Raw genomic sequence first — 22,528 nt, 5'->3', positions numbered from 1 at the left:
CGACGACTTTCCGGTCTGTCAGCTTGCGTCCTTCGACGCGGAACGAGGTCACCGTGTTGCTGCCCGCGTTGACCGCCAGCAACATGCCTGACGTGTCGTCGTAGACGAGGGAGCCCTGGGAGGCGAGCGAGTCGGTGGGGGCATCGACCTGATCTCCGCCCCTGCCGCCGGTCGCGTAGGTCCCCGAGGGACTGAGCTTGCCGTCGTCACCCCGCGCGAACACGTGGATGGCGTTGCCATCCAGCTCGTTGCCCTGGACGAAGACCGCATGGTCGGCCCCGGCAGCGTTCCCGGAGTACTGACTGGCCGAGGCCAGGGACACGGCCACCGTGGCCGCCCCGGCAATGGCGAGAGCCCCGCCACCGATCATGATCCGCCGTGTCCTGGACTTCGCCCGGTGACCGCTGCGCGTCCCGGCAGGCTGGCCTGTGCGGTGCTGACCACTACTCTGCATGTTCGTTCCCGTTCCTCCGGGGGCTGCGCCGTCTGCGCACCCCTCATCCGCGACTGCGGACAGCAACAGCGTGGCCAAAGGGAACAGCGTGACGACGTGGAACGGCGATCGCGTCAGACTCTCGTAATGGAGTGCGGACCGGTCGAGCGCCTGGCCCACGAGCCAGAGGACAAGGGCGATCAGCGCCCACCGGACGGTGAGGGAAACGGCGAGGCGCCGCAGGAGCCGCCGACTCGTCACGGGGCGCGCTCCTGATCTGTCCCGAATGCGGCCACGAGTGGTCGCCCGCGTCCGCGGAGCCCGCAAGTGGCAGCGAGGGCAAGATGATCAGGGACGCTGTCGGCAACGTCCTCGCCGACGGCGACACCGTCACCGTGGTCAAGGCACTGAAGGTCAAGAGCCAGCCCGGCAGGGATCAAGGCAGGCACCAAGGTGCGCGACATCCGCCTCGTGGACGGCGTGGACGGCCACGACATCGACTGCAGGATCGACGGTTTCGACCCCATGCAACTGAAGTCCAGCGTGGTCAGGGAGGTTTGACCCAAACACCTCTGCACAGACCGACGTCGCACCCGCCCGCCGTCACTCGCCGCCTCCCTCGGAAGCCGCGCCTCGCGCGTTGGTGCTTCCAAGAGGGGGAACGGCCCCGCCACCGATCGGGTGAGAGCGGACGGTCTCACGGTGGGGCGCTGTGACCGGCCGGCCATGCGTACCGAAGACGGCTCGGGCGCGGTACGTCTTCTTCTCCCCGGCCGAGCCGTCACAGGCAGCATGAGCTTCTCGACCCGGCGAGTACTGACGCCAAGCAGGTGGGCGGTGGCGACCACGTTGATGAGGGCCTGCTCGGCCCTGCGGCGCCTCTCCGGCGGCCAGTGTGGTTGCAGCAGGGGCCGTCTGCGGTGCGGGCCTTGCCAGGTGACGTTCTCGCCGGCGTTGACGGCCATCAGCAGGGCGAGTTGGGAGGCGTACAGCATGTCGTAGTCGTGCTCGTCGTGGTCGAACAGCGGGAGGTGATCGTCGACGAGCCACGTCCGGCGACCAGTTCGATGCCTCCCGCAGCCAGGGAGGCGGCGGTGGCGAGCTGCTGGAACACCCGGCCCGGAGCGTCGGTCGACAGGACAGTGACCGCCGTGCTGAGCTTGATCCGGTGGGTGACGGCCGCAGCGGCGTTGACCATCGAGGTGGGCGAGGACAGCGACATCGCCCACCTGTGGCGCTCGCCCACCCCAAAGGAGTCCAGCCCCACCTCGTCGGCGACCTTGACGGCCTCCAGCACATCGCGGAGGGCCTGGGCGGTGGGGACGCGGCGGCCGTCGAGCAGGCACGGGGAGTTACCGAAGGAGTAGTCGCCGACTTCGAAGGTCATGGCGGGGTCCTGGCTTCAGTTGCTGATGGCGGGCATCGCCCGCCGGTAACGGGCGTTGGTGAGCTGGGAGACGAGGAACCCGGCGATGTCGGCGCGACACATGGCGGAACCGACTCCCAGCACCAGAGGGCTCGGACAGCCCTCGGCCGTAGGAAATCATCTCATTTGGTGATTCTGCGGTAGCAGACGAGGGTGCAGGCGAGGGCGGCGAAGAAGAACGCGCCGTTCGACGTCAACGACCACGTGAGCTGCGGCGACCCGTACGAGACCGATGCCACCGTGCACCTGGCGCCGGCGTCGTCCGGGGGGCGGCGTGATCACGGCCCTGTACACGATCGAGGCGGGCGCTCCTGACGGTCGTCCACACGCGCGCTGAGATCTGCCGCGTCTCCGGACGGCTGTCCGGCGGGACTTCAGCTGCGGACCCAACGGGAACGGGATCGCGGCCTCGGCCCCGCCGTACGATCACGGCACCGACTCAGCAGACGATGCGGTCGAAGTAGAAGTGGTCGGCGCTGGTGATCTTCCGCCAGGTGGTGCCCTTGCCACGGCGGTCCACCGAGTGCCACTCCCTCGGCTGGCCCCACCAGTGGTAGTAGGTCTTGCAGTCCGCCGGGAACCTCACGGCATCCGTGTCATAGAAGGACGAGTAGTTGTCCTCCCGCTGTCCGGGGGACAGCCAGACCCGCGCGTTCCTCACGTTGCCCACCCGCACCGGATTGCCGTGGCACGGCAGGTTGTCGCCGTCCTCCCACGTGCCGTAGGAGTCGGCCCAGCAGTTGGAGATGGACACGTAGTAGGCGGTGTTGTTGTCGACCTCCCCGCCGCAACCGGGGGTCGGGCAGGTGTCCGCCGCTGCCGGGCCGGTCAGCGTGGTCAGATTCATCGCCGCTGCGGCCATGGTGACCAGCGCCGCGTAAACGAAGCCTTTCCTCAACAGGATTCCCTCCCTGGATGTCCCGGCGTCCTGCAGCACGTTCTGCAGAGTCTCCGCTCGGGACGGACGGGTTCGGGCGTCGTCAGCGCGGCAGCGTGCCGTGGTGCTTGTCCCCCGTCACCGGTTCGCCCGGCGAGGAAGATCTTCGGTGGCCGGATACCGAAGGACAAGAGCGGCACGGCAAGTTGGCACGCCTGGAACGCGGTCCATGCTCTGGACTGGGAGAACGCGCAGCTCTGGAACGCCTCTGCCGGAGTGAGGGGCCCCGATGCGCGACCCGCGTACGCCGATGGACGGGGTTCGACCGTGACCAACTGGCGTCTGACGGTGGCGCATACTGTGCGCACGGCTGCTGGGGGGCAGTCCTGGACCAGACCGATGCTGTGGCAGAAGACCCGGGGGAGCACATGGCCGAGGCGTCGCACCGCAAGCAGCTCGGGGCCCTCCTCGAAGGCCTCAAGCAGCGCAGTGGGCACAGCTATCAGTGGATCGGCCAATGCGTCCGTGCGAGCAAATCCACCGTGTACCGGTACTGCACCGGACAGATCGTGCCGCCGGATTTCGCCACGATCGAGCGCATAGCGAAGGCGTGCAACGCCAACAAGACCGAGATGGCCGCGCTGTACCAGCTGTGGATGGCCGCGTCCGACGCCCCGGCAGACGTCCCGGACGAAATCCTTCAGGAACCCGAGCGGCCCGGCGTCCCCGCCCTCACCGGACCGGGCTCCCCCACCGCTGGCCCGCCCGCGAGCATGCCGCCACCCGCACCACCCGCACCACCCGCACCAAGGGCACGACCCGCGCCGACCGCCAGGCCCACCGACGGTGCGCCAAGGCATCGAAGACGCTCGCTGCTGTTCGTGTTCTCGGCCGCGTTGGTGACCCTCCTGGTGGCCGTGACCGCAACGAGCAGCAGCCCTGCCCTCCGTGGTGCTTCTTCACGGAAATCGGAGCAGTGGATACCCGGCCCCGCCTGGGTGAGCGCCCCGGCCCAGGTACGGTCCACCCTCTTCGGCGTCACCATCAACAGCACCACGGGCACCATGCCGTCGTTCCGGACCGGTGCCGTGCGTCTCTGGGACAGCGACACACGCTGGTCGAACATCCAGCCCCAACGCGGGGAGTTCGACTGGACCGTCCTCGACCGGCTGGTCGGTGGTGCCGAGCGGGCCGGCCTGCCCGCGTTGTTCGTCATGGGCGGCACCCCGCGGTGGGCCAGTCCGGACGGCCCGGTCGGCCCCTATGCCGACGGTTCCCGGGCCGCGCCGCCTGACCGTCTCGCCGACTGGGACGCCTTCGTGCGCGCCCTCGTCCATCGCTATCAGGGCCGCATCGAGGCGTACGAGTTGTGGGTGCTTGCGAACGATTCCCGGTTCTACAACGGCAGCGTGGAGACACTGGTCGAGATGGTCCGCAGAGCCAGCCGGACGATCCGGGCCGCCGACCCGAAGGCGACCGTCGTGTGTCCCGGCATGGGTCGCCTGTGGGAGCCGGATGCCGTCCACGTTCTCAAGCGCTTCGCGGAACTCGGCGGATACCGCCACTGCGATGTCGCGGGCATCAAGCTCTACCAGCGCACGGCTTCCGATCCTCCGGAGACCATGCTCGCGCTCACCCGCACCGTCGACCGCATACTGCATCACGCCGGGGTCCATCCACGTCTGTGGAACACCGGCACCATGTACGAGATCCCTCTCCAGAAACCCCTGAGCCGCCGCCGTGCCGCGGACTACGCGGTGCGCTTCTACCTCGTGGGACTGTACGCACGCAACGCCAACGTCGAGCGCATGTACTTCTACAACTGGGGCGGTACCAAGATCCCCATCGTGCTGCAGGCCGAGGGCGGCGCGCCGACACAGGCAGCGCTGGCGGTCGAGCAACTGCAACGATGGCTCGCCCACGCCCGGATCCACTCCTGCGGCCACGGCCTGGCCTCAGGCCTCGGCGACAACGTGTGGGAATGCAGGTTCACCGTGACGGAGTCCCGGCTGAGTCACGAGGCCATCGTCCGCTGGACTGATTCCGGCACCGCCATGACCACGCCCGAACCGGGCCTCGCCTTCGTGCACCGGCTCGACGGCACGGTGACCGCCGTACAGCCCGGTGACACCATCAGGATCACCGAGCAGCCGATCCTCCTCGAACAACGCCCGGAGAGCTCTACGCCGTGAACCGTCCCGGTCAGGCGAGCGAGGCCAGCGTGCGGATCAACTCCTCGGCCTCGGCGCTGCCGTCACCACCGCCTGGCGCCCCGTCGCGCAGACGGACGTCTCAGCCCGGACGGATGTCCGTAGACACGCCTCAGGTCCTGGCGTGCCGCCATGTGCGCCTGACCGTGGGCGTGGCCGGCCCAGTGCGGCGTACGTAGCCATTACGTGGGCGGCGTGTCCTGCTGGAGGGCCTTGTTGACGCCGGTGATGACCACGGTGATCAGGCAGAGGGCGATGATGCTCTCGGCCCACAGGAAGGCGAACCAGTCCAGCACGCAGCCGATCGGGGGCGTGCCGGGGGCGGTGTTGCGGAACGCGGCGAGGGCGAACAGGGTGGCGGCCATCCAGGCGAGCCCGGGCCAGACCAGGCCCTCTGCAGAAACGGCCGGAGCCTGCTGCATCCTCCATGGTGGCGGATGCAGGCCCCGGCGGTGTCGGCCTTCAACACCAGGCCGGTACGGCTGCTGTCGTCGGTGACGCCGGAACACCATGGTCCTCGCCCCACCGAGGGGGCACGTCGGCACACGTCGGTCATCTGTCGGCCTCTGCGGCCGTGAGACATGGCCAACGGATCGAGGCGGCCGCCTACAGGGGAAACGCCAGATCCACCCTCATCGCGGACGCACAGGTGCGAGTCGGCCTTGGCGTCGTGAGCGTTTCGCGGCTCGGACTCGGTCCGGGGCGAGGCTCATTGCTGCGCTTGCCCGGGTGCCGGGAGGGCCGGTTCGTTTATCTTCCCGAAGGGGACGTGCACGCTGGGCGTGCTGCGGGCGGTGCCGGTCAGGTGGCCGACCTGGTCATCGAAGAAGATGTGGGGCTTGAGGACCTCCATGATCGTGCTCTTGTCTATGCCGCCGAGGAAGAAGGCGTCGTTGACGGTTACGCCCCAGTTCTTCAGGCTGCGCACCGGGCGTTCGTGAGCGGGTGCGTCGCGGGCGGTGACGAGGGAGACGTGGACGCGGATCTTGTACTCGGCGTCTACTGCCCGTTGTTCTTCTTCGCGCCGCTGGAGCCGGTTGACTCCGGCGAGGAAGTCCCGCAGGGGCCCCGGGTCGTGGGGGGTGGCGGCGTTCGCTGCCTCGTGGAAGCGGAAGCTCTCGATGCCGTCGGTCTGATAGACCTGTTCCGAGGCGTCGTCGGCGATGACCCCGTCGAAGTCGAAGGCGATCCGCAGATCCTGGTCATCGCCCTCGTCTGCCACGGCCGGGCCGAGCACCCGGCCGGCGGGCAGCCCGAGCGCGACGGCCTCGCGGACGTCGTCCTCGTTCGCGGACAGGAACAGGGACATGTTCAGGGCGGGCATGAAGCGGTAGGGCGAGCGGCCCTGCATGAAGATGGCCCGGCTGATCGGCAGGCCGTGGGACTGGATGGACCGCATGACCCGCAGCCCGGTGTCGGGATCGTTGCGGGAAAGGATGATGACCTCGACCAAAGGGTCCCCGGGTGAGAGGTCGTTCAGGGACAGCAGCCTGCGGATGAAGGGGAAGGCGACACCCTTGTCCAGCGTGTCGTCCAGGTGCTCCTCCTGGTAGGCGCGGTAGACCTCCTCTCCCTGATCACGGAAGACGACATCCGCCTCCGCCAGGTCGAACAGTGCACTGGAGGCGATACCGACAACCAGGCGGTCCTTGAGTTCGTAGGCGACCATGGCATCCTCCCGCCACCAATTCGCACATGTGCCCCAATCATGGCACGTCGCCGCGCGCCACGAGGGCGGCCGAAGACGGGGCGCTCTCTCTATGGGGCAAGGGGTGGAGCGGCTCGCCGCGCAGGTTGAACTGCCCGGTCGGCGACCGGGCATACAGGGACGGAGTCACAGCACCCCGCACCCGCGCCGAGCAACCCTTCGGGCGCGGTCGCCGAGGACCTCGCGCTGTTCCGGGAGAATTTCGGCGTCGTCTGCCGGAGTCGTAGAGCTGCCGCTACACCTGGGCCGGTCCGGGATGAGCAGGTACGACCTGGGCAAGCCTCGGCAGCGCATGGGTCTGTACCCACACCGTCCTGCACGAGGGCCTGCACAACGACCTGCCCCGGTGCCTCAACCAGGACCTGCCCCTCCAGCTGTGGCCGGTGCTGCACACCCCCGTCGGCCGCACCGCGCGCACCGTATGGGAGGACGCCTTCCCCCAACTCGCCTCCCCCACCCGGGCAGCCGCGTGACAGACATGACGGCGCGGCACACGCGGCTCCTGAGGATGTGATCGCCCTCGGCTCCCCATATCCACTGGACCTCACCGGCGGGTACGCCGTGCGGGCGCACCGCCTCGTGAGCCGCCCCAGCCAGGACCTCGATATGGCCGCCGAAAAACCCGGCGCCCGTGGCCGACATCGCCGCCACTCGCCGCGCCGGCCTGAAGCACGAGGCTGGCAGGCGCACGCCTGAAGGCCGCCCCGCTGTCCGCCTACTTCACCGTACGGCCCTCGGCCGTCAGCGCGCCTAGGTGGGCAGCGACGGCTGCCCGGCCAGCGGCGAGACCTCAGATCAGGAGGCTTCCCGGATGACGGTCCATCCGGCGGCGTTGAAGGCGGCATCCCTGGAACGACCATCTCAGTCGAGACTTGCCCTCCACCCGCAAGAGGTAGTCCCTCAGGACCGCCTCCCAAAGCCTTCATGGAAGGCACCGGCCCGGGCCGGTGAAGCCCCCAGCAGGTGCCACTTGGGGTCGGCTATGACCTGCCTCGGTGACGTAGCGGTAGACGGTGGTGGCGCCGATCCTGAAACCAGCCGCGAGTTGAGCATACGGCTGACCGGTGCGGAAGGTGGGCGAGAGGAAGCAGGGCCTGTCGGCCCCGCTCAGGCGCCGCCAGCGGGTGCCGAGAACACGACGGTGTTCTTTCAGGCGGGCAGTGAGGAGCGCAGGACAGAGCTGGACACGTCGACGCCGGACGGGCAGACAAACATACGAAGCCTCTGGTGGAGACGGTTCTCCTGGTCGAAAACCCATCTACCAGGGGCTTCACCCGTCCGTCAGGCCAACTGCCCATCCGACAGATGAGATTGGAAACGGCTCACTGTACGGCTGGCCGCTGCTTGGCCCCGCCTCGGCCGGTGAACCTACGTATTCGATTACGTAGTTCTACTGGCGCCTCCGGAAGGCAGCGTTGGGAGACTCGCCCCATGAGCTTCCCAACGGAGCCGTGGTGTCACGCCGGGGAGCTTGCTGCCTCCCTAATGGGCAATCGTCGCCAAGGGCCCAACGGGTTGCGAACGCTGTCTAGTCAATAGAGCCCGGCTGAACATGGGAGAGTCCTCCGTTGGTTTCCAAGATTCGTGTCTTTCTGGGCATGCTCGTGCTCCTGGCGCTGGCCATCGGCGCCATCGCCCTGCTCGCGGCCATGAAAGCCGATGCCACCTGGTTCACGATCGTTCCTCTCGGCATCCTCTTTATCGGCGCGTCCGTCGTCCGGTCGCTCGGATGGTTCGACAAAAAGGCCGGTGACTGACCTGGCGGCTCACAGTTCGGGATGGTTGCTCTCCGGCTCCATGCTTCCGAAACTGCTCGGTCACATCGACCTGCTGGCCAGCCTGTCCGGTCTGCCGACCGACGACACGGAGGCCGCTTCCTTGATCGGTCGTGGCACGGACAAGATCGTCGGTGACCCATGGAAGTACCTGCCGGGGCACTTCAATGCCCTGCACGCGTTCTGCCTTGCCGCATCCCAAAGGCACACTCTCCTCGTGCTCCAGTGGGACTGGCCCAGGACTTCATGGTCGGCTCACGACCAGCACCTGCGGAATATCGCCTTCGTCCACAGGTTCACGGTCCGTCGCCGTCGGCCACCGCCTCGGACTCGTCGGACAGTGCCTCCAAAAGCGCGGCAGGCCGTCGCACCACAAGGTGCTGGACCTCGTACGACATCTCCTTGACGTGGGGAGCCGGTGGCGGGTGATAACGGCCCGCGCACACCGACAGGTTGACGATGAGGTAGGCGTGCCAGGAACGTCCCACGCCTCGGCGGTCGGCGAACACCCTGCTGCCGTTCACCCACCAGATCACGGACCTCGGGCCGAACTCGACGCGCAGGTCGACCCACGCGCCCGGACGGACAGCGGGGTCGCGATAGTAGAGGTTGGCGCCACGGACGTGGTTGGTCAGCTCCAGAAGGTCGGCGTTGTCGGGGTGGTACTCGAAGACATCGATCTCCTGGTCGCCGTCCCGCCAGGTCCAGATGGCCGGCCACGCCCCGGCCTCGTACGGCAATCTGACGCGTGCCTCGAGCACATCCCCCGCGCGGACGGTGAAAGCCTCCTCGCTCCCCTCCGTGGTGAGCAGGCCCGTGTCCCACAGGCCGTCCTTGCGGAGGGTGGCACGGAAGGTGCCCGAGCGGCTGTACGCGGGGTCCGCCGTCAGGTAGTCCAGTTTGTTGTCGCCAGGGTTGACCGGTCCGCCGTTCGGATACGCCCACGAACGCCCTGCCACCCATTGACGGGTAGACGCGAAGTCCGCCGTGAAGACGACCTCAGGCCCAGCCAAAATCCCCTCTGCCGACGGTGTTCCGTCGCATGCAGGATTCTCCATGCACGGATGCTGCTCCGCAGATGACGTCGCCATGCAAATGCTGATGAATCCATGGAAAAGACAACCCGGACGGGTGTATCTGCTGTGCCAAAGCTCGATCTTTGTCCACTCGGGCGATTCCGCCGTTGATGTAGACGTCCTATTCGGGCAGGCCGGCAGAGTAGCGGTGGACGATCAAGGAGATCCTCCGATGGACTCCCGCATCCCTGCGGTTCGGTCCGCCGGCCGGTCACACCGAACTTGACGTGTCCGTCGCGCTGAACCGGCTGCTGCACGACGACTTCGTCTCGCCCGGGACCGACGGCAAGGGCAGCCCCTGCCAGGCGGGACCGCATCGAGCGGCTCCTCGGCCCGACCTGCGACGCGGTGAACAGCGATGTGGAGATCGTCCGCCACGCGGACACCTGTCCGGTGTTCGCCGATCCCCTGCCGCCGTACAGGCTCACCTGGCGGCAGATGCTCGCCTGCTGGACGAAAACCCACCAGCCGGACTCCGACGAGAAGAGTGCGGTACCCAGCGCGCCTGGCAGCTGCACTGTGCGCGCGCAGACGGCACGGACTCGCACGTATCCTGCGAGCCGTGACACCGATATATGTGCTGGACGGCACACAGATCAGAACGCTGGGCGACTTCTGGAGAGTCATCGGCGAGGCGATCAACGGCCCCGGTGGCTACTTCGGTCGAAACCTCGACGCCTTGGCGGACTGTCTCAGCGGCGGCTTCGGAGCGCCCGACGACGATGACTATGTGGTCGAATGGCGCGACCACCAGGTGTCTCGCGAGCATCTCGGCCACCCAGAGACAGCTCGCCAGTCGGAGATCCGGTTGTCACGCTGCCACCCCTCGAACCGCCCTTCGGTCAGCGCCGACCTTGCCGCAGCGAGAGAAGAACGCGGAACCACTGTCTTTGACTGGCTGATCGAGATCTTCGACGATCGCGCTCCCGGCGTCCTGCGACTCTGGTGACAGGGCACAGGGACGCGCCGCACCGCCAGTTGACCGATGGACGAGTTGATTCGCCTCTCCTTGAGCCGGACCGGGTCACGTCAGGCGGGGAGGGCAGCCGGACCGCGCAGCGGTCGTTGCGGAAGGTCCGCAGCGCGTGAGCCCGAGGCCCGCACGGGTGCCCTCATGTCTGCCTTCATGACTGCCCTCCGGGTCCTTTCACACGTGCGGTCCGGCCGGTACTGATGAGAAGTTGTATTCGCGAGGAGGGGATCCCGGTGCGCGCGCAGGATCAGAGGAGCGGCAAAGCCCGTACGACGGACTCCGCGCGGCGTACGGGCCAGCCCCCGGGGCCCGCCGCCACACTCCTGGCACTCCAACGCCTGGCAGGCAACGCCGCGGTGGCCCGGGCCGTCGAACAGCAGCGGCACACGCACGACGCGCACTGCGGCCACAACCCCGCAGTGCAGCGCTCTGCCGTACATGAGGTCCTGCGGTCGGCGGGCCGGCCGCTGGACACCCCTCTGCGCAAGGAGATGGAGGCACGCCTCGGCGCCGGCTTCGGCGACGTACAGGTGCACAACGACACTGTCGCCCAGCGTTCGGCGGCGGAGATCGGTGCCCGCGCCTACACGTCCGGCAACCATGTGGTGATCGGGGCTGGCGGGGCGGACAAGCACACGCTCGCGCACGAGCTGACCCATGTGATCCAGCAACGGCGCGGCCCGGTTTCGGGCACCGACACGGGCGACGGCACACGGTTGTCCGACCCGTCCGACCGTTTCGAGCGGGAGGCCGAGGCCACGGCCGCGCGGGTGATGAGCGGCCCACCGCGCGGTGCGGCCGTCGACGCGCCCGCCGATGGCGGCGGGCAGACTTCGGGACAGCCCGCGGTACAGCGGGTGCTGACGCTGGGCAAGAAGGTCAAGGAGTCCGCGAGCGAGCAGGACGCCGAGACCACCTACAGCAAGATTCTCCTCGGTGTGCGGAACACCCCGCTGGCCGGTGCCTGGGAGGACCGGGAGAACAGGCCCGCCATCATCCAGGTGCTCAAGGAATGGATGGACGCGCCCAAGCAGAGCAACCCGCCGGCGAACGGCACCTCTCGTCCACAAGACGCGAAGGACGCCCTGTGGCGCCACTACAAAACGGACGAGGAAGCCGCTTCCGCCGTGCTGCACCGGGTCAGGGCGCTGCCCGTGGCCGACGTCGAGAAGCAGATATCGGAATCGGTCGCGCTGGACGAGAAGATCCGTGAGAAACTCGCGGAGTTCATCGGGACCCACCTCTCCCCATGGCTCGCGGAGCGGCGCAAGGAGAGCGAGGAACTGGCCGGCCATCTCGACTTCACCACAGCGCAACTGGCCGCCCTCTGCCGCCTGTACCTGCCCTTCGTCGACTTCGGCGAGAAGACGCTCGCCGGCATCCTCGCCGATCCCCAGCCGGAGAAGTTCGCCACGCTCATCAGCGCCATCCACGACGTCGCCGAGATCCTCTACAAGATCGAGGGGATGGAGGACCACGTCACGGTGACACAGGAGGAGTTCAAGGGGTACGTCCTCAAGGGCGACGAGAACCCCTCCGCCGAGAGGAACCTGCCCGGCTGGACCCTCGACGGCGTCGGCCCGGGGACCGGCCCCGAACTCGACCGGCAGCCGGTCGACCAGACCTTCCGCGGCGACAAGGCCACCCCCAACCAGAGGAACGCACAGGTCAACACGGCGGGCCGGCTCGGCTTCCCAGTCTCGCTCGGCCCCTCGCGGACCACGGGCAAGCTCATGAAGCTGGCCCATGTCACCGGCGCGGACCCGCAGATGAAGGAGAGCATCGCCTACGCGCTGATGGCTCTGTGGTACACGGACTATCGCCGGGACCTCACCGACATCCACCGCTACCACTTCGTCATGGATATGGCGGCCAACTTCGGTGTCACGTACAACCCCTACCGGGCACCTCGCAACCCGGTGACCGGAACCAACTACACGGACCTGATCCGGCAAACCCTGGACCGCTACCGTACGAACCAGGAGACGAAGGCGGCCGAGTACTGGAAGAACGACGGCGAACGCGCGTTCAAGGGCCTGGATCAGGCCAGTCCGTCGTCCGCCTCAGCCGTCAACACGCTGCCGCAGGCGGCGGAGCAGACAGCCGCCAGGCCGCAGTGGGTGCAGAACCCGCACGCGCTGGCCATCATGGCCAAACTCCATGTGCCGATACGCATTGCGTTCAATCAGGAGTCCGGCAACGCAGATCTCGCCGCAAGGCTGGAACTTACGACAGCCGAACTGGAAGCGGGCATGGCTGTGCTGACGGCGAAGAATCCGAAGCCCCTCGTGCAGATCAACGGGCAGGGGCTCGTCCTCACTTCCCTGGGCAAGACGCAGGCCAGGAAACACTTCGGGAAACCGTAGCGTGGCAGCGAGCCAGGACGCGGCTCCCGCAGCTCACTAGGGCACTCATCAGGTATTACGCGGGGCACGGTCGGCGTGCGGGACGGCGGTGATGCCGACGGGGCAGCAGGCGCGGTAGTGTCTGGGAAGCGTCGCGTGCCGGTGGCAGACCGTGTCAGGCATGGAGGCGCCGAATCGAAGGAGGCCGACGATGCACGGGTCGCACCCTTCGTTCTCGCGTGACTGAGCGTGAGACGACCAGGCTCGTTGCCTGGAGCCAAGAACTCCGTCGGGTGCACCACCGACTACGGGAAGCGCTGTCAGTGACCCGCGCCTCCCTCGCAGACGGCACCCCCGGCAACGCGGCCACCCGTGAACTTCTGCTGTACTGCCATGGCTTCTGCACGGCTCTCGACGGCCACCACCAAGGCGAAGACCGCACCCTGTTTCCGGCCGTCGCAGCCGCGCATCCGGAGCTGCGCCCGGTGCTGCGCTCGCTCGAAGGAACATTCCCGGCGTTACTACCCTCGGCCGGACGTGGCCTATGTGCCTCTGCACGACGCACAGCCGATCGAACGGGGACCGGTCTGGCTGGAAGGGAACACCACGGAACGCGTCCGCGACTTCGTACGGGCTGCGGCGGATGTTGCCGAACTGGGCGGTGATGGTGCGCAGGCTGGTCGTGCCGCCGCCGGTGCCGGTGCCGGTGCAGACCAGGACGTGGGGTGCGGCGTCGATGTCGACCGACAGCGATCGCCCGTCCGTCGGTACTGATACCGATGAGCGCCGCCGACGCGGGCACCGTGGCTCTGGGAGTGGGAGTGGGAGTGGGCAACGCTAGTCGACGGTCCGGGCAACACTTAGCCATCACATGGCCCGAGATATCGATGAGGAGTAGCAACGCTGGTGCTCCAGGTGCCCTGCGAGGTTGGTCCTGGGTCCGCGTCGCTGGTTTGAGGTGTGGTGTTCGCGTGGCTCGTTCGCAGGTTCGGTGTGGGCGACCTGGCCGCTCATCTCACTCGGTCATTCCCTCCACGGCCATGTCGCCGTAGCGCCCCGCGACCTCGTGGAACGCCTCCTTGGGCCTGCACGCACCGTCGCCGGTCACCGCCACGACCCCGAAGCCGGCCTTGTCGAGGTCGAGACGAGGATCATCGTGATGCGGGAAGTCGGGTATGGCGAAGGTGAACACGAAGCAGCCGTGCACGCCCTCCGCGTCGTACTGGTCGATGAGTTCACCGAGGTAGCGGGCCTGCACGGCCTCATCGCGGGGATGGTCGCCGCGGATGCGCGGGGGTACGGCGAACCAGTTGACGATCCAGAAGGAACCGGCTCCCCGCTGGTCGGCTCCGGTGAAGGCACCGCACCCGAACTCGGTGATGACAACGGGCTTGTCGTGGTCGCGAACCAGACTGCGCAGGCGGTCTGTGTAGGTGGTGTGGTTGCGGCCGGAGCGGTAGAGGCTGACGCCGACCAGGTCGAACAGCGACCAGTCGACGTGTTCCCACCCGGCCGCAGAGTAGGTGACCGGCCCGCCGAAGCGACGCCGCGCGGTGATCACGGCGGTGGTGAGCAGCCTGTGGAGCCGCCGGTCGATCCTGCGCCGCAGCACGCGGTGGAAACGCACGATGAGCTTCAGGCGCAGGAACGACCGAGGTCCGGGGACGATGCCGGGCACGGTGTGGGAGAACTCGCTGCCGACCAGGAGCGTCACCCGGTCCGGGTGTTCGCGGCGAAGTTCTTCGGCCGCCTCGGCGATGGCGTCCAGGTGCTCCAGCAGCTTCGGCTGAGGCAGCTCGGGAACGCCTGGCCGGATGTAGACGCCGAGACCGGTCTCGAGGGCGATGCGGGCGGCATCGATCAATCGCTTACCGCCCCCGACGAGCATCACCGTGGTGCAGTGCAGGTCCCCGGCGATGACCTCCAGATCCCGCCGCACGTCATCGGTGCTCGCCTCGCCGACCAGGTAGGAGATGCCGCGGACAGTCAGCATGCGCTCGGCTCCTGTCGACGCAGACGGTGGGCGGCCAGGAGGAGAAGGGCTGCGACTCCACCGAGCATCACGGCGTTGACCGCGTACTTCACCGTGCCGTCCACGTTGTTGCCGAGCGGTTCGACCAGGAAGGACAGCCCGGCGCGGACTACGAGGGCACTGCCTGCGACGGCGAGTACGTGTCGACGGCCCCAGCCCCGGCGGCGCGACCAGTGCAACAGTAGCCAGCCGAGTACGACCATCGCGACCACGTTCACCGTGACCCCCGCCCAGGTCGCCGACAGCAGTTGATTGGCACACCATGCGACCCCTGTGACACCGCCTACCAGCCACCATGGCGGCGCCTTCGCAGACGACTGGGTCCTCGCAGGCCGGACGGTGAACGCGGCGGCGATCAGGACGATGGCCACCACTGCGGCGCCGATCAGCTGCGCCGTTCCGGCGCCGGAGTCCGCTGCCGTGTCGTTGAAGATCAGCGCGGCGCTCAGCGCCCACAGCAGCACCATGACGCCGACACCGACCGGGCCCAGCCACCGCCGGTCCGCGATGCGCGGGGCACAGGATTCGACCACAGCGATCGGAGCGGCGAAACTCCAGATCACATGCCCCCCGACATAGTTCAGCAGGCTCGCCGCATCGACCCCCAGGCCCGGGATGAGGGTGACCAACGCCTGGGTCGCCCAGTCGGGGTCATCGGCGGCGACCTCATTGTCGAACAGTGTCTGGTCGATCAAACCGGCCTGGATGACCCCGAAGGCCGCGCTCAACAGCAGAATCGTCGGCCAGCCGCGACCGGTGCGCCGAGTGATTTCGCGGATGAGCACCGCGACGGTTCCGTAGAGCGGCGCGAGGATGAGCAGGCCCGCCAGCAGCTCCAGCGGCCGACCAGTGCTTTCGCCGTAGCCGATGAGGTATTCCGCGCTGATCGGGGACAGCACCAGCAGGCCGACCACGGCCGCCCAGCGGTGCCGAAACCGCGGCAGTACGGCAGAAGCAGGTATTACGGGCATGAGGATCCTCTGCGTGGTGGTTCAGGGTTCCGGGTCGTCATCGGTCCGGTCGACGCTAGAGGGACAGCCGACGGTCGGGGATCCGTCTTTCGTCCAGGAGCGCATGACTTCCGTCTAGAAGCGCACTGTCCTGCGGCCACACCGACGCCAACGCCGCCTTGCCGTACGGAATCCGGCACCGTGCTCGTAGTCGCACATCAAGGCCCGGCAGGACATCCCCGCCCGGGCATCACGGCGGATCGCCGCGCATGGGTTGGCCTTGGGTTTCGGTGGCGCCATCGCCCCCGCTTCCCCGCAGAGCACCCTCAGGCGCCCGCCGGAAAGCCCCGGGTGTTGCCAGGACTCGGTTCTGGCACAGATCTTGGGGAGCCGTCGCGGAGCGTCATCCCAGCGTTCGAACGAAAGACGGCTGGGTCCACAATGATCGATCTTGACGTGCCCGACGGCGTCGATCCAGGTGGGGAGTGTGGAGCCGAGGCGGTCGGTGAGTATCTCGCCGAAGTCGCTGACGTGTCCTGCGGCCTTGTTCACTAAGGGTCTCGCGTTCGTCGTCCTTGGCCCCGGTCAGGGCGAAGGCGATGGGCAGGCCGTGAAGAGTGCAGACCAGGTGCAGGCGCAGGCCCCAGAAGAAGCGGCTGTGGCTGGCGCAGTAGCCGTATTCGGCCCAACCTGCCAGGTCGGAGCGTTTGACGGTCTCGCGGGAGCGGCCGCATTCCACCGGGGTGGAGTCCGCGACCCATACGTCGTCGCTCCACACCGAGGTGGTGGCCAGGATCCGGTTGACGCTTCGCATCGGACCGGCGGCCTTGTTCAGCCGCTTGTTGTAGCCGGGCCGCGGGGGCAGGCAGGGGAAGAGGTGGCGCAGGTGGGCACGGGCATGGCGGAGCCATGTGGCCTCGGAGGTGTAGCCGAGTATGGCCTGCATCGTGGCGAGGGTGACCAGTTCGGCATCGCTCAGTCGGAGCGTAATGCCGACCGGCGGGCGCCACGGCGCCAGGTCGGGATGCTCCTTCAGCATGTCATCGGCCGCCGCATAGAGTGCTGTCGCGAGGGTGTCCACATCGTTCGTCACAAAGCGATCTTGGACACCCTCGTTCTCGTCTCCGCAGGCGCCCCTTGGACCACACCACCAGGAGGAACCCCGTGTCATACCCGCAACTACTCACCCCCGAGGAGAAGCTCGCCGACGCGAAGAAGCTGTTGAGCCTCCCGCCTATCGTTGTGATCTGCGGCTCCACCCGCTTCATGACCGAGATGCACGAGGCCGATCTGCGGGAGACCAAAGCCGGAAAGATTGTCGTCAAACCGGGCTGTGACATGAAGTCGCCGCATGAACTTTGGTCCGATCCTGTCGAGGCCGAGGCGCTGAAGGTTCGACTCGACGATCTGCACCGGGCGAAGATCCGGCTCGCTGATGAGGTGCTCGTAGTCGGCGACTACGTCGGAGACAGCACCCGAGCCGAAATCGCCTACGCCCGGTCGCTGGGCAAGCCCGTGCGGTTCACGCACCCCGAAGTCGACCCTGACGCCTGACCGCCCGCTGCCACCTCGACAACCAGGGCCGGCAGCCCGCCGCCTGACCGTCTCGCGGTGGCTTCGGCCGCCGCCCACCCCAGACCCTCCGCAGGCATCCCTTGGAATTGATCATCTAGGAGACGGGGGCCCGCTCGGCAACCATCTCGCCTTGCAGTCGGGTGACGCTGGTGCACCCTGCGGCGAATTGCCGGTCCAGGTAGGGCTTGTAGGGGTCCAGTCGGCTGGGCCGGGGGCGGTTCTCGCGGATGGTGTCCTGCCAGCGTGCGGCGTGCGCGTACCGGAGCACGGTGTTGAGGCCCCAGCCCAGGTGTCGGACGATCGCCCGGCGGGAGTGGCCATGGGCCAGGAGCTCGTGGACCAGGGCGTGTGCTGCCTTCTTTGAGGTACGGCACGAAGCGGCGTAGGGCCCTCGGCTCGCCTCTGCCGCAGCGGTACGCCTGCAACCGGGTGTTCGACCTGCCGGCGAGAGCGTCGCAGGGACGGTTCTGCGGGCCGGACCTCGTCGCCTCCGAGGCCGGCGACCCGACAGGCACCGGGATGCACCGTCACCGGATGCGGTGGGTTTCCCAGAACGGGCCGAGGTCCTCGTCCGTCGCCGCCTGTGCGGCCTTCTTGAAGGCGGCCGTGGTGGAGACGCCGTACCAGTGATCCTGGGCGTACCGCTTCAGGACCAGGGCCATAATTCCGGCGCCGAGGGTGCGTTCCAGGTCGGCCAGGGCGCAGGGCCCGGCCGTGTAGAGGAGGTGGTAGTCACCGCGGTGCTGGGACCAGTAGCCCATCGAGCCGGTCAGCACGGCGCTGTCGTCGGGCCAGTGGACATCCGACCAGCAGTCGCGGGTCTCCCACCCGTAGAAACGGGCGTTGGCGTACTGGGCGAAGCTCTCGTCCAGCCACGGCGAGGTGTACTCGTCGTTGCCGACGATGCCGTACCACCACTGGTGCGCCACCTCGTGGACGACGGCACCGCCCTCCTCGGTGGTGCCGACCAGGACCAGGCCCGGATATTCCATGCCGCCGCCGAATCGGCTGGTCATCACGAGATCGATCTCGCCGTACGGGTAGCGGCCGAACTCCCTGCCGAAGCGGTCGATCGCGGCGACGGCGTCCGAACGGTTGAGGCGTACCCCCTCGGCAGGTGTGCCGATCGCCCAGTACGACTTCACGCGTACGCCCCCGGGCGTGGTCTGCGTCGCCGTGCGGAACGGGCCCGCCGCCCACGCGAAGTCCCGCACGCGGTGCGCGACGCTCAGCGTGACCGTACGGCCGCGGCCACCGGGCAGGGCACGAGTGCGACCGGTCGCGGGCACCTTCAGGGCTGACGGGTGGTCGAGGCGGACCCGGAAGTCACTCGTCAGCGCGTAGAAGCTCTCTCCGAACGCCACGTACGGGTCGAGGTGCCACCCCTGCGCGTCGTGCACGGCGAGCACCGGCAGTGCGTTGCCGAGGAAGCGGTAGGCGCCCTCGCGGCCGAAGCGCGCAGTGCGGTCGGGCACGGTGAGGGAGACATCGAAGGCGACAGACGTCCGCTCGCCGCGCCCGAGCGGCCTGGGCAGGGCGATGCGCAGGGCCGTGCACTGCACGGAGAGTCGGTCCGGCGTGCCACCGTCGACGTTCGACACGGCCACGGGGGAAGGCGCACCGGGCGTGCCGCACTGGTCCTCACCGTTGCCCCACAGACGCAGGTACACCTCACGCAGCGGCTGACGGGAGGCGTTGCGGAACGACACCCGCTGCCGTCCCGTCCAGTGACTGCCGTCGGTGTCGGAGCGCAGGGACACGTCGTAGCCAGCCAGATCCGGCGTCGCGACCCCGGCCGCTCCCGGCCCGGCCGCCGCGCCGGCATCGTGCGCACCGGGGCCCACCGCGGCGAGCTGCGCGAGCAGCACGAGCACCACGAGCAGGACACCCGTCAGACGACGACCGGACTTGGGCGACCACATGACCGACAGCGACATGCCATTGGATACTGCCACAACTCGTCGTGTAGGAAGCCGACTTGGGCGTGGTTTCATGCGGAGCGTGAAGGTGTGTCGGCCGGCGGGCGCGGGTCCTCGCGGACTCCTCCGCGCACAGCTGCACGCCTGGGCCATGGTGCCAATGGTGCCCACGCTCGCCCAGCAGGTCGCGACCGGAAGGCTGATCGGTGGGCTCGAGAAGCAGGCCCGAACCCGAAGGCCGACCCTCGTCGCGAGGCACCGGACCGCTTCGGTCTGCCTCAGCCGAGTCGGCCCTGCATCAAGCCGAGGCACACCGGCCTTGACCCTTGATCTTGGACATACGAGACACTGAATCTTGAGGATCCGAGAACGGACATCTCGCAGTCATGAAACGCTGTCCCGCCGAGTCAAGGCGAACGCGGTCGCGCTGTACGGGTCCCGCCCGGGAGCGACGATCAGGTCGGTTGGGACTGCTCCGGGAGACACCCCGGAGACCTTGCGCAACCGGGTACCGGGCGGCCGAGCGTGTCGTCCGCGGTGACGGCCGTCCACTGCCACAGCGGCTGGCCGTCGCCGCCGTACCCCTGGCGCCCGCCCGGCCCGTCCACCGGGCTTCGCCCTTGGCGGGCTTCTGGGTGGCGGACCAGGTGGTGTTGTCGTACGCGGGTGCCGTGTCGGAGAGGACATCGCCGGGGCGGGTGAACATGGGGGTCCGTCCTGCGGGTGGTTTACGGCCGTGAAGCTGCGGGCTCGGCCGGTCCGCTCGGAGACTGAGCGGGAGCGGCGTGGGCCGCCGGGAGGGGTCTCATGGCGGACAGCCGGATTTTGGTCGCGGTGCGGGAACGTCCACAGGATGAGGGTGCCGGTGCCGAGCAGTTGGTACGCATCGGTGAGGCGATCGAGAAGCGGGGGTTCGACGTCCGATGGGCGGTAGGCGTCGCGGATGCCGAGGCTGTACTGCGGACGGAGGCGGGGCTGACCGCGGCACTGGTCGCCTGGGAACTTCCGGGCCGGGGAGGTGCGGACGGAGAGCCCGGTGGCGCCGCGGTGCTGCGCTCCATCGGTCGGCGGTTTCAGAAACTGCCGGTCTTCCTGGTCATGGCCGAAGACGGTGTACAGGATCTGCCGCTGTGGGTGTCGGAGTCTGTCGTGGGCTATGTGTGGCCGCTTGAAGACACTCCCGGGTTCATCGCGGGCCGGATCACCACGGCCGCGCGCGCGTACCAGGATGCCGTTCTGCCGCCCTTCTTCCGGGCGCTGCGCCGCTTCGACGACGCGCACGAGTACTCCTGGCACACCCCGGCCCACTCGGGCGGTGTCGCCTTGCTGAAGTCACCTGCGGGCCGGGCCTTCCACGACTACTTCGGGGAGCGGCTGTTGCGCAGCGACCTGTCGATCTCCGTGGGGGAACTCGGCTCACTGTTCGAACACACCGGCCCGATCGGCGAAGCGGAGCGCAACGCCGCCCGGGTCTTCGGAGCCGGCCTCACCTACTTCGTGCTGCACGGGGATTCCACCTGCAACCGAGTGGTCGGCCACTTCAGCGTCACCCGCGACGAGATCGCGCTGGTGGACCGCAACTGCCACAAGTCGGTGCTGCACGGGCTGGTGGTCTCCGGCGCCCGCCCGGTCTACCTGATCCCCACCCGCAACGGCTACGGCTTGGCCGGGCCGCTGCCCCCGGCGGAACTCGCGGCGGACTCCGTCGCGGCCCGGATCGCCGCGAACCCGCTGACCCAGGATGCCGTGTCGCCCCACCCTCAGTACGCCGTCTTCACCAACTCCACCTACGACGGCCTGTGTTACGACGCTCCGATGGCGGCAGAGGCGTTCGCCAAGAGCACACCCCGGCTGCACTTCGACGAGGCATGGTTCGCGTACGCCCGCTTCCACCCGCTCTACAGGGGCCGGTACGGCATGTCGGTGGACGAGGACACCTTCCCCGGCCCGGACCGGCCGACGGTCTTCGCGACCCAGTCCACCCACAAACTGCTGGCCGCGCTCTCCCAGAGCGCGATGGTTCACGTCAAGCCCTCCCCGAGGGCGCCCGTCGAACACGACCGGTTCAACGAGGCGCTGATGATGCACGGCACCACGTCCCCGCTCTATCCGATGATCGCTTCGTTGGACGTGGCCACAGCGATGATGGACGGGCCGCAAGGCCGCTGGCTGATCGACGAGGCCGTGACCGAGGCGGTCCGCTTCCGCCAGGAGATGGTCCGCATCCGGCGCCGTATCGAGGAGGCCGGCGACCGACCGCCATGGTTCTTCGGCGTGTGGCAACCCGAGACGGTCACCGACCCGGCCACCGGCACCCGACTGCCGTTCGACGAGACCCCGGCTGACCTGCTGCGCACCGAGCCGACATGCTGGCATCTGGAGCCCGGCGCGGCCTGGCACGGCTTCCCGGGACTGACCGACGGCTACTGCATGCTCGACCCGATCAAAGTCACCCTGACCTGCCCGGGCATCGACGCGACCGGCGCGACCGGCGACTGGGGCATCCCGGCACGAGTGCTCACCGCGTACCTGGCCACCCGACACATCGTCGTGGAGAAGACCGACAGCTATACGACGCTCGTCCTGTTCTCCATGGGCATCACCAAGGGCAAATGGGGCACCCTCCTCGACGCCCTCATGGACTTCAAGGCCCTCTACGACGAGGACGCCCCCCTGGACCAGGTCCTGCCCGCGCTGGTCGCCGAGCACCCCAGGCGATACGCCGGTCAAACCCTGCGCGAGTTGTGCCAGGACATGCACGACCACCTGCGCTCAGTCCGCCTCGTCGACCTGCTGGACACTGCCTTCCAGCAGCTGCCGGAACCGGTCGCTCCACCGCAGCTGTGCTATCAGCGCCTGATCCGCGGTGGCACCCACCGCGTACGGTTGGCCGAGGCGCCGGGCCAGGTGGCCGCCGCCATGATCACCGTCACCCCGCCCGGCATCCCCGTCCTCATGCCCGGCGAGAGCGTCGGATCCCCCGAGGGCCCGCTGCTGCGCTACCTCACCGCCCTCGAATCCTTCGACCGCCGCTTCCCCGGATTCCGCAGCGAAACCCACGGCGTGACCCTCGATCCCGACACCGGCGACTACCTCATCGAATGCATGCGACCGACAGCCGGCGAAGGCGAAAGAGCAAGCGCTGCCGGACAGGAACGCCGCGCCGTCACGCCGGCCCAACGCATGCATCCGAAGGAAGCCCATGAGCTGTCCTGACGGGTGAACCGCT

15 protein-coding genes and 7 pseudogenes are annotated in these 22,528 nt (G+C 68.2%); 9 read left to right on the top strand and 13 right to left on the bottom strand.

The genetic code is table 11. The features are described 5' to 3' along the window. A pseudogene (locus AWZ10_RS54770) lies at window positions 1-694 on the bottom strand (hypothetical protein); the annotation flags it as partial. A gap of 5 nt (window positions 695-699) precedes the next feature. On the opposite strand from AWZ10_RS54770, the pseudogene AWZ10_RS42635 reads away from it, so the two are divergent. Further along, window positions 700-994, top strand: a pseudogene (locus AWZ10_RS42635) (zinc ribbon domain-containing protein YjdM); the annotation flags it as partial. Between the two features lie 230 nt (window positions 995-1,224). Here AWZ10_RS42635 and AWZ10_RS53270 read toward each other — a convergent pair. The 3 genes and pseudogenes from AWZ10_RS53270 to AWZ10_RS42625 all read right to left on the bottom strand — a co-directional run. Then, window positions 1,225-1,332: pseudogene (locus tag AWZ10_RS53270) on the bottom strand (transposase); the annotation flags it as partial. Between the two features lie 65 nt (window positions 1,333-1,397). Beyond that, window positions 1,398-1,820, bottom strand: a complete 423-nt coding sequence (locus tag AWZ10_RS42630) for an LLM class flavin-dependent oxidoreductase (protein ID WP_205576255.1) — start codon at window positions 1,818-1,820, stop codon at window positions 1,398-1,400. 478 nt (window positions 1,821-2,298) lie between these two features. Further along, window positions 2,299-2,757 (bottom strand): hypothetical protein, encoded by a 459-nt coding sequence (locus tag AWZ10_RS42625; RefSeq protein WP_234360958.1) that lies wholly within the window; start codon window positions 2,755-2,757, stop codon window positions 2,299-2,301. 383 nt (window positions 2,758-3,140) lie between these two features. Between AWZ10_RS42625 and AWZ10_RS42620 the strand changes: the two genes are divergently transcribed. Beyond that, window positions 3,141-4,928 carry a helix-turn-helix domain-containing protein gene (locus AWZ10_RS42620; RefSeq protein WP_244172749.1) on the top strand — a complete coding sequence of 596 codons (1,788 nt, stop codon included), beginning with the start codon at window positions 3,141-3,143 and terminating at the stop codon, window positions 4,926-4,928. A gap of 200 nt (window positions 4,929-5,128) precedes the next feature. Here the strand turns inward: AWZ10_RS42620 and AWZ10_RS42615 are convergent. Both AWZ10_RS42615 and AWZ10_RS42610 read right to left on the bottom strand, forming a co-directional pair. Then, window positions 5,129-5,341, bottom strand: a pseudogene (locus AWZ10_RS42615) (DUF4436 family protein); the annotation flags it as partial. A 314-nt stretch (window positions 5,342-5,655) separates the two neighbouring features. After that, window positions 5,656-6,615 carry a 5'-nucleotidase gene (locus tag AWZ10_RS42610; RefSeq protein WP_060893810.1) on the bottom strand — a complete coding sequence of 320 codons (960 nt, stop codon included), beginning with the start codon at window positions 6,613-6,615 and terminating at the stop codon, window positions 5,656-5,658. A 517-nt stretch (window positions 6,616-7,132) separates the two neighbouring features. Here AWZ10_RS42610 and AWZ10_RS55620 point away from each other — a divergent pair. Further along, a pseudogene (locus AWZ10_RS55620) lies at window positions 7,133-7,394 on the top strand (hypothetical protein); the annotation flags it as partial. A gap of 221 nt (window positions 7,395-7,615) precedes the next feature. Here AWZ10_RS55620 and AWZ10_RS54765 read toward each other — a convergent pair. After that, a pseudogene (locus AWZ10_RS54765) lies at window positions 7,616-7,869 on the bottom strand (helix-turn-helix domain-containing protein); the annotation flags it as partial. A gap of 353 nt (window positions 7,870-8,222) precedes the next feature. Between AWZ10_RS54765 and AWZ10_RS42605 the strand changes: the two are divergent. Continuing rightward, window positions 8,223-8,411, top strand: a complete 189-nt coding sequence (locus tag AWZ10_RS42605; RefSeq protein WP_046702748.1) for a hypothetical protein — start codon at window positions 8,223-8,225, stop codon at window positions 8,409-8,411. A gap of 314 nt (window positions 8,412-8,725) precedes the next feature. Here the strand turns inward: AWZ10_RS42605 and AWZ10_RS42600 are convergent, their stop codons facing one another. Beyond that, window positions 8,726-9,487 carry a LamG domain-containing protein gene (locus AWZ10_RS42600; RefSeq protein ID WP_060893809.1) on the bottom strand — a complete coding sequence of 254 codons (762 nt, stop codon included), beginning with the start codon at window positions 9,485-9,487 and terminating at the stop codon, window positions 8,726-8,728. 580 nt (window positions 9,488-10,067) lie between these two features. On the opposite strand from AWZ10_RS42600, the gene AWZ10_RS42595 reads away from it, so the two are divergent. From AWZ10_RS42595 to AWZ10_RS54755, 3 genes are all read left to right on the top strand, one after another. Beyond that, on the top strand, window positions 10,068-10,454 hold the full coding sequence (locus AWZ10_RS42595; protein ID WP_060893808.1) for a barstar family protein: 387 nt from the start codon (window positions 10,068-10,070) through the stop codon (window positions 10,452-10,454). 257 nt (window positions 10,455-10,711) lie between these two features. After that, window positions 10,712-12,844, top strand: coding sequence for an eCIS core domain-containing protein (locus AWZ10_RS54760; RefSeq protein ID WP_060893807.1), 2,133 nt, complete (start codon window positions 10,712-10,714; stop codon window positions 12,842-12,844). Window positions 12,845-13,062: 218 nt separating this feature from the next. After that, complete coding sequence (locus AWZ10_RS54755; protein ID WP_319328793.1) at window positions 13,063-13,488, top strand: hemerythrin domain-containing protein; 426 nt, start codon at window positions 13,063-13,065, stop codon at window positions 13,486-13,488. A 350-nt stretch (window positions 13,489-13,838) separates the two neighbouring features. On the opposite strand, the gene AWZ10_RS42580 is transcribed toward AWZ10_RS54755, so the two are convergent. The 3 genes and pseudogenes from AWZ10_RS42580 to AWZ10_RS42570 all read right to left on the bottom strand — a co-directional run. Beyond that, window positions 13,839-14,816 (bottom strand): hypothetical protein, encoded by a 978-nt coding sequence (locus tag AWZ10_RS42580; protein ID WP_046707011.1) that lies wholly within the window; start codon window positions 14,814-14,816, stop codon window positions 13,839-13,841. Then, window positions 14,810-15,769 (bottom strand): hypothetical protein, encoded by a 960-nt coding sequence (locus AWZ10_RS42575; protein WP_234360955.1) that lies wholly within the window; start codon window positions 15,767-15,769, stop codon window positions 14,810-14,812. Before AWZ10_RS42575 ends, AWZ10_RS42580 begins: the two co-directional genes overlap by 7 nt. A 550-nt stretch (window positions 15,770-16,319) precedes the next feature. Beyond that, window positions 16,320-16,898: pseudogene (locus AWZ10_RS42570) on the bottom strand (transposase); the annotation flags it as partial. 71 nt (window positions 16,899-16,969) lie between these two features. Between AWZ10_RS42570 and AWZ10_RS42565 the strand changes: the two are divergent. After that, window positions 16,970-17,359 carry a hypothetical protein gene (locus AWZ10_RS42565; RefSeq protein WP_046707013.1) on the top strand — a complete coding sequence of 130 codons (390 nt, stop codon included), beginning with the start codon at window positions 16,970-16,972 and terminating at the stop codon, window positions 17,357-17,359. 115 nt (window positions 17,360-17,474) lie between these two features. Here AWZ10_RS42565 and AWZ10_RS54750 read toward each other — a convergent pair whose 3' ends face one another. Beyond that, the gene (locus AWZ10_RS54750) at window positions 17,475-17,648 is read right to left on the bottom strand and encodes a hypothetical protein (RefSeq protein WP_240439335.1); all 174 of its coding nucleotides are present in this window, start codon (window positions 17,646-17,648) and stop codon (window positions 17,475-17,477) included. Window positions 17,649-17,907: 259 nt separating this feature from the next. Next, a complete protein-coding gene (locus tag AWZ10_RS42560; protein WP_060893819.1) occupies window positions 17,908-19,302 on the bottom strand; it encodes a M1 family metallopeptidase in 1,395 nt (464 codons plus the stop codon). 804 nt (window positions 19,303-20,106) lie between these two features. On the opposite strand from AWZ10_RS42560, the gene AWZ10_RS42555 reads away from it, so the two are divergent. Further along, window positions 20,107-22,515 carry an Orn/Lys/Arg family decarboxylase gene (locus AWZ10_RS42555; protein ID WP_046707014.1) on the top strand — a complete coding sequence of 803 codons (2,409 nt, stop codon included), beginning with the start codon at window positions 20,107-20,109 and terminating at the stop codon, window positions 22,513-22,515. The last annotated feature ends 13 nt before the right edge of the window (window positions 22,516-22,528 follow it).

The sequence above is a fragment of the Streptomyces europaeiscabiei genome, from assembly GCF_001550375.1.
Classification (GTDB): domain Bacteria; phylum Actinomycetota; class Actinomycetes; order Streptomycetales; family Streptomycetaceae; genus Streptomyces; species Streptomyces europaeiscabiei.
Note: the sequence above shows the minus strand (reverse complement) of the source record. Positions and strands in the feature narration are given on the sequence as shown.

Excerpts from the sequence above, each read along its gene's own strand:
- AWZ10_RS42630 (WP_205576255.1), bottom strand. The coding sequence starts at position 1,820 with ATGACCTTCGAAGTCGGCGACTACTCCTTCGGTAACTCCCCGTGCCTG.
- AWZ10_RS42610 (WP_060893810.1), bottom strand. The coding sequence starts at position 6,615 with ATGGTCGCCTACGAACTCAAGGACCGCCTGGTTGTCGGTATCGCCTCC.
- AWZ10_RS42600 (WP_060893809.1), bottom strand. The coding sequence starts at position 9,487 with ATGGAGAATCCTGCATGCGACGGAACACCGTCGGCAGAGGGGATTTTG.
- AWZ10_RS42580 (WP_046707011.1), bottom strand. The coding sequence starts at position 14,816 with ATGCTGACTGTCCGCGGCATCTCCTACCTGGTCGGCGAGGCGAGCACC.
- AWZ10_RS42560 (WP_060893819.1), bottom strand. The coding sequence starts at position 19,302 with ATGTGGTCGCCCAAGTCCGGTCGTCGTCTGACGGGTGTCCTGCTCGTG.
- AWZ10_RS42555 (WP_046707014.1), top strand. The coding sequence starts at position 20,107 with ATGGCGGACAGCCGGATTTTGGTCGCGGTGCGGGAACGTCCACAGGAT.